The organism is Methylobacterium sp. C33D (genome assembly GCF_053345825.1).
The window spans coordinates 1-6,539 of record NZ_JBKFAV010000081.1 but is presented as its reverse complement, the minus strand read 5'-3'; the positions used below and the strand labels follow the sequence as shown (position 1 = coordinate 6,539).

The 6,539-nt window shown below is 62.9% G+C and carries 7 protein-coding genes and 1 tRNA gene; 3 read left to right on the top strand and 5 right to left on the bottom strand.

Annotation, left to right across the window (positions count from 1 at the left end):
- The 3 genes from ACLBXO_RS31260 to ACLBXO_RS31250 all read left to right on the top strand — a co-directional run.
- Nucleotides 1–257: flagellin (locus ACLBXO_RS31260; protein ID WP_447687851.1), on the top strand; the 257-nt coding region annotated here is incomplete at its 5' end.
- Between the two features lie 99 nt (nucleotides 258–356).
- Complete coding sequence (locus ACLBXO_RS31255; RefSeq protein WP_447687850.1) at nucleotides 357–581, top strand: hypothetical protein; 225 nt, start codon at nucleotides 357–359, stop codon at nucleotides 579–581.
- 16 nt (nucleotides 582–597) lie between these two features.
- Complete coding sequence (locus ACLBXO_RS31250) at nucleotides 598–1,206, top strand: TadE/TadG family type IV pilus assembly protein (RefSeq protein WP_447687849.1); 609 nt, start codon at nucleotides 598–600, stop codon at nucleotides 1,204–1,206.
- A 240-nt stretch (nucleotides 1,207–1,446) separates the two neighbouring features.
- Here the strand turns inward: ACLBXO_RS31250 and ACLBXO_RS31245 are convergent.
- The 5 genes from ACLBXO_RS31245 to ACLBXO_RS31225 form a co-directional block, all read right to left on the bottom strand.
- Nucleotides 1,447–1,522: transfer RNA gene (locus ACLBXO_RS31245), tRNA-Ile, on the bottom strand.
- 68 nt (nucleotides 1,523–1,590) lie between these two features.
- Nucleotides 1,591–1,863, bottom strand: coding sequence for a hypothetical protein (locus ACLBXO_RS31240; RefSeq protein ID WP_447687848.1), 273 nt, complete (start codon nucleotides 1,861–1,863; stop codon nucleotides 1,591–1,593).
- Nucleotides 1,860–2,375 (bottom strand): hypothetical protein, encoded by a 516-nt coding sequence (locus tag ACLBXO_RS31235; protein WP_447687852.1) that lies wholly within the window; start codon nucleotides 2,373–2,375, stop codon nucleotides 1,860–1,862. The genes ACLBXO_RS31240 and ACLBXO_RS31235 overlap by 4 nt, the downstream gene beginning before the upstream one ends.
- Nucleotides 2,376–2,944: 569 nt before the next feature.
- Nucleotides 2,945–3,502 (bottom strand): recombinase family protein, encoded by a 558-nt coding sequence (locus tag ACLBXO_RS31230; RefSeq protein WP_447687847.1) that lies wholly within the window; start codon nucleotides 3,500–3,502, stop codon nucleotides 2,945–2,947.
- A 349-nt stretch (nucleotides 3,503–3,851) separates the two neighbouring features.
- Nucleotides 3,852–5,876, bottom strand: coding sequence for a TonB-dependent siderophore receptor (locus ACLBXO_RS31225; protein ID WP_447687846.1), 2,025 nt, complete (start codon nucleotides 5,874–5,876; stop codon nucleotides 3,852–3,854).
- Between the last annotated feature and the right edge of the window lie 663 nt (nucleotides 5,877–6,539).

The following is a 6,539-nucleotide window of genomic DNA, read 5'->3' as shown; positions in this document are numbered from 1 at the left end:
CCCTGACCAGCGCCGGCAACTCGCTCAACTCCGCGGCGAGCACGCTGGGCTCGAACCTGTCGGTGGTTCAGAACCGCCAGGACTTCTCCAAGCAGCTGATCAACGTGCTGCAGACCGGCTCAGCCAATCTGACGAATGCCGACCTGAACCAGGAGGCGGCGAACTCGCAGGCGCTGTCGACCCGCCAGTCGATGGGCATCTCGGCCCTGTCGCTGGCCAACTCCGCCCAGCAGGGCGTCCTCCAGCTCCTCCGGTAAGCCTCGGCCCTGAGATCGACATGACGGCCGGGGCAGCGCTCCGGCCGTTCGCGTTTAAGCGCGCATCCAGGACCCGCGCGGCTTGTAGATGAAAGTGTCATGACCGACTGCCGCACGATCACAAGGCTTCGTCAGGAGCTGGCCTTACCTAATCCAACCCGCTCAACGATCGCCAGTCGCAGGTTGAAAGAGCTTCGCGCCGCAATACTATCTGATCACAATCGGACAAAATCTCTAATCGAGCAGTGCAGAGACAATGCGATTTTCCTCGGCGTGATTTCGAGCGTCGATGAGAAGGAGACACCAACCTCGAATAACGACTGAGCAAAGATTGCGTAGCATGACGTTTCATATAAAATTGATCGGCACATTTCGTCGGAACTCCCGCGGAGTCGCGGCGGTCGAATTTGCTTTGATCCTGCCGATTTTGGTCGCGATTTATTTTGGAACCGCTGAGCTGACCCGAATGGTCGGTGCTAGTCGCAAATTGTCCCTGTTCGCCCGCACTGTCGCGGATTTATCAGGCCAAGCTGGCAACGAAAAACCTTCGACAGACGATATGGCGGCGATTGCCAAGTTTGCCGCTGTCGTCATGCGCCCACTTGACACATCAAATATCATCACTGTCGTCAATGCTATGGGCGTCGAGGCGATAAATGGTGTTTTCTACGGTGGCGTCTGTTCCAGTTGGCCACAAAATGCGCGCCCAGTGCTCCAGATAAACGGCACAGGTGGACTGCCGGCTACACCAGCCACGTATCAGTTCGATGGAGCCCGCTACATATTAGCTGAGGTGACGATGCCGTACACGCCTCTTATCGGATCCTCCCTATATAAGTGGATCTTCGGTCCGCAGGGTTTAACATTCAAGCGGCAAATTTCCTGGGCCGAGCGCGAAGGGAAAGAGGTTGTCATGCCGGGTGGATCTAAATGCCCAGTCTATAATTGATCGGTTATGAAAAGTAGCATGCGCTAAGACGAAGGGCCTGTCGCAAACCCGAACGGCTCTTCGTTCACGGGTCGTTAGCCATACCCGCTCAGCTTGCCGCTCTGTCCCCGGAGCCGGCCCATGATCCTGTCCGCCATCGCCGGCACGCTCAAGGGGCGCGCCAAGGTTGATTTCCGGGGCCGGCACTGCTGCCGGCGGCCAATCGCTGGAGGGTGTAGGGCATCGCAGTTCCGGCAGAGATGGTGGGCCCGGCAGGACTCGAACCTGCAACCAGACCGTTATGAGCGGTCGGCTCTAACCGTTGAGCTACAGGCCCCTGGCCTCCCATAGCCGGCAGGTCTCCAGCGTCACAACCCGTGCCCTTCAAGCCGAGCGACGACGCGATCAGTGCTGCGGATCCCGGCTTCGGCTGGCGAAGATCGCCAGACCGTGCTCCGCAACGAGCGCACGAAACGCTCGAACGGCTTCCTGATCCGTGGCGAACTCCGCGGACCACCGCGTGCAACCACCCCCGATGTGCACGACCTCCATCCGCCAGGGATCCTGCGAGCCGGCACGGCGGTAGATCTCCAGGTCGATCGTCTCGCCGTCGTGGCTCACGGGGCCGGACAGCGAGGAGTGCTCGAAGTCCTCGTCCTCGCTCGGCGGCACACTCATCCCTCCTCGGCCGGCGCGTGCTCGGCACCGTCGGGATCCCCACCGTCAGAGGTGTCGGCCACGGGCTCGGCAACCGAAGCGGCGCCACGGTAGAAGTCGCCGTGCCGCTCGACCTCGCCGCTCGTCGTCATCATGCTGAGGTACGTGGCCAGGGTGTTGGGTGCCACGTCATGCAGCCGGTCGCTGATCTGAGCATGGGACAGCCCCTGCGGCCCGGCCTCCTCCAGGAGCGCCTTCAACCGGCCCTTGGCCGAGTTCGCACGAGGGCCGCGGGGCCCGCGCCCTGCACCCCGCCCGCCACGAGCTTGATCGTCGCCAGCCGAGGCACGGCGACGGGGCTGCTCGTCGGGGAGGTCCTCCAAGGGCGTCCCTTCGACGATGGAGGCCAGGGACCGCTCGGCCAGGCGTAGCTTCGTCAACTCCGCGCCGACCCGCTCGAAATCGGCTTCGAGGGCTGCACGCTGCCGCCTCACGTCGGCCAGGGCGTTTGCGAGTGTGCTGTCCTGTGACATCTGAACCGCTTCTCTCCATGATGACACTGCGTGAAGTCGCGCGCCACGCGCCGATCCGAACAAACGATCGTCTCTGACCGTCGAGCTTCGCGCCCGCAGGCGCGTCCGACGGCTGGAGGTCCGGTGGAGGCTCCCCGGCATGGGCAGAACCGGCAGAGCAAAGCCGGGCTTGCCGTAGAGCACGGCACCGACGATCCGGGAGCCATCGCCATGGCGGAACACGTTCGCGGTATGAGGGCCGGCCCGCAGGATCTCCTGCACCAGAGGCTCGTCTACGCTCATGTCGGACAGGCTCTTGAGCAGACAGGCAAGGCCCGCCACCTGGATGCCGAACGACTGGAACTCGACGAACCGCTGCCGCCAGACCTGACGCACGGCTCCAGCGCTGGTGTTGGGGAACGGGTTCGGCGCCGGCTGCGCCGCCGCATCGGCCACGAACGCCGCGATAGCCTGCCGATCGACGATGTCATCGGCCGCGAGCACGGCGGCGGCAAGCTGGTGCTGAGTGATCGGCATGGCGCTCGGCAGTGGTATCGGTTCTGATCGGCGTCCGGCCGGTACCCTCATCGTCAGCCAGCAGCCGTCAGCGCGACGGCTCTGTGAACGCTGCCCTTGCCGATGCCAAGGCGGGCGGCGATCGCCGCCATGCTGAGCCCCTCCGCCGCCAGGGCCTCGATCTCGGCCTGCCGCGCCCGCACCGTCGGCTTGCGGCCCTTGTAGCGGCCGGCTGCCTTCGCCTTGGCGATGCCCTCTCGCTGGCGCTCCAGCATGATCTCGCGCTCGAACTGCGCGACGCCGCCCAGGACGTTGAGCATCAGGCGCCCGGTCGGGGTGGCGCTATCGACGCCGAGGTTCAGGATCCGCAGGGCGACACCCTTGGCCTCGAGCGCGGTGATGATGGTGCCGAGGTGGGTGACTGAACGGGCGAGACGATCGAGCTTGGTGACGACGAGGGCGTCGCCCTCGCGGCAGAAATCGATGGCGGCCTGGAGCTGGGTGTGGCGTCCTACGGAGGAGACCTGCTCGCGAAACAGCTTCCTGCACCCGAGCGCGGTGAGATCACGGATCTGGGCGTCGAGGTCGGCCTCCTGTTCGAGGGTCGAGGTACGCGCGTAACCGACGAGCATGAGGCGAAGGGGGCCCTTGTTCCAATAGGTTCGAAAACCCAAACGTGATCCCGTCCCAAAACTCAAGATGCTTGCTATTGGACTGTTGAGGCAGAGCGTGACCGTTCAGCAGCGCCCGTTCCATTAGAGCGTGCCCTAATGGACCAACTCAGACACTGCGCCTACTTCATGAGCGACCAGGAACCGGGCGGAGGTGTGCTCGACAGCCGCCATATGTCGAAACCGGAATGCCTGCTCGGAGTGGTTTCCAGTCCGACGCCTATCGGGCGGAAATGAATGGAAGCGGACGTGGCCGCCATTCCAGCAGGCGAGCCACCGCAGACCATCCCCTTGCCGACCGGGATGTTCGTCAAAACCGTGCCGCGACACCACCCATGATGGTGCGGGGTGCGCCTGGCGTTGCGTAGCGATTTTGGAACGCGCGATCGTAGTAGGTCGCGTCGAACAGGTTGTCGACGTTGAGGTAGATCCGCACCCCCGGCGTGATCCAATAGTACGAGATCAGGTTGAAGGCTGTATATTCCGGCAGCTTGAAGGTCGACAGCGCGGTCCCGGCAGCACGCTGACCGACATAAGTCACGCCGCCACCAAGGCCGAGGCCGCGCAGCTCGGCACTCTGGAACTCATAAACGCTCTGCATGGCGAAGCTGTTGGCAGGTACGTTCGCGAGCCGCGTCCCAACCGGCAGCGTGTTGTCGCGCGCGACGGCGGCGTCGACATGCGTGTAGGTGCCGAACACCCGCCAACCGGGTGCGAGATAGCCCGCGACCGTCAGATCGAAGCCCCGGCTGCGCACGGAGCCAGCCGCAACGCTGAAGTTCGGATCCACCGGATCGACGGTGAGGACGTTGGTGCGCCGGATGTCGAACACCGCCGCCGTGGCGCTCAAGGTCCCGTCGAGCAGGCTGAGCTTCGCACCGGCCTCGTAGCCCTCGCCTTGCTGAAACGCGAAGGGACGCCCCGAGCGGTCTGTGCCGGTGTTGGGGAAGAAGGAGCGGCCGTAGTTGCCATAGACTGAGACCCAATCCGCGAGGTCGTAGACGAGGCCGAAGCGCGGGGTCGCGACAGTCTCCTGCAGGCTCGTTGTGCGGCCGGTGCGGTAGTCGGTCGAGACAAGGCCGAGATCTTCGACGCGCACCCCGACGAGAGCATGGAGTTGCGGCGTGATGTCGATCTGATCCTGGATGTAGCCGGCGTAGCTCTGAATGTTCTGCAGGAAGTTGGTGATCGAGCCAAGTGGCGGCAGCGGCAGCCGACCGTAGCGGGGGTTGAGCAGGTCGAGGGCGAAGGGATTTGCGTTCGCGTTCGAGCGGTTGAAGATCTCCCGGTAACGGTAGCTGTCGTACTCTAGACCCATCGACAGGGTGTGCCGGAAGGGACCGGTCTCGAACTTGCCCGCGAGATTGAACTGAAGGTCGAGATCGGACCAGCTCAGGTCGCGGTGCTCGAAGGTGCGCCGTAGGGTCCGGCCGTCGCTGAGCACGTTCATGGCGCCCACACCGTCGCCGTAAAGATGGCCGCCGAGCGCCTGCGCACCCGCGGTTACCACCCAGTCCGGATCAAGGTGGTGCTCGATCCGGAGTTGGCCGAGCGCATTGTCATTGCGTACTGGCGGGATACCGGGCTCGCCGATGAAGCGGTTGCGCGGCAGAGCACGCAGATTGCCGTTGATGGGCACGACGCCACGGTCGAAGGTCGTCGCGGTGCTCAGCACCTCGCCCTCAAGGGTAATCGTGGTATCGGCTGATGGCTTCCAGGCGATCACCGGCGCAAGGTAGTAGCGGTCACCGTGCACGAAGTCGCGGAAGCTGCCATTGTCCTCAAAGGCGCCTGTTACGCGAGCGAGCACTTGGCCGTCTTGGTCTAGGGCTCCCGTAGCGTCGAAGGTGGTACGTTTCTGGTTGAAGCTGCCGAACTGTGTTCCGACCGCCAAGGAGCGTTCAGCGAGAGGCTGTTTGGTGATGATGTTGAAGGTGCCACCCGGGTCGCCGCGGCCGTAGAGGAAGGCCGAGGGACCTTTGAGGACCTCGATCCGCTCGATCGAGACGATGTCGGGGGAGTTCGGATAGCCCCGGTTGATCGGGAAGCCGTTGCGGAAATACTCGCCGGTGGAGAAGCCGCGGATCGTGAACTCGCTCAGGCCGAGACCCGCGAAATTGTTCGCGCGGCCGACACCGGCGAGGTCCAGGGCCGTGTCGATGCGCGTCGCTGCTGCGTCGGTGAGCACCTGATCGGGCACGACGACGACAGTCTGCGGGACCTCGCGCAAGGGTGTGTCGGTGCGCGTCGCACTAACGCTGTTCTTGGCAAGATAGCCGTCCACCTTGCTGGATGGTCCGCCGTTCCCGGCGACAGACAATTCGTCGAGCTGCACTTCCTGAGTAGCATCAGCTGCGAGCTGCGCTACCGCAGAACTTGGACCGAAGCCGATCAGTGAGCCTGATTGCGCTACTAATACGAGCGCGGTCGACGCAGCGAGTACCGCGTTGTTTTTGCATTTGATGCGAGAACCGGCCACGGACACAAACCAACCTTAATTGGGCCGTGTCCGTTACAATCTGGAAACATAGGCGGTCAAGCTTGTACGAAGCTATGCGCACAAGTCTAGTTTGTAGTAATTTTAATAAACCTCACAAATCTTTTGGAAGCGCTATAAATTGTCATCCATCCAGGTTTGTGTGTTGCGCGTGCGCTACAGCAATCGGGGCCGTCCAAGACCTGGTATCCGGATCTGGAGTCGAGGCAAGCGTAAAACATGATCAGCTTGGCATATGTCCCTTCTTTGCGAAGCGGAATGGGAAAGCCTAACACTTCAGGATCCTCTAGCTAGACTGCTACCGGTTCCGCTTTCGGGAAGACGCACGTGCGGCTTGGACAACGGCAAAGGGTCGCTATCGGACTGTCTGCTCGGGGTGGAATTCGGCTGGTCTGCTTCTGGGCAAGGATGCATCGAAGCGGACGCAATGCCCGCGCTTACTCGCCCTCCGGACGGCAAAGCGTCATCCTTCCGCTCAGATGTCCCGCCCTTGATACATCT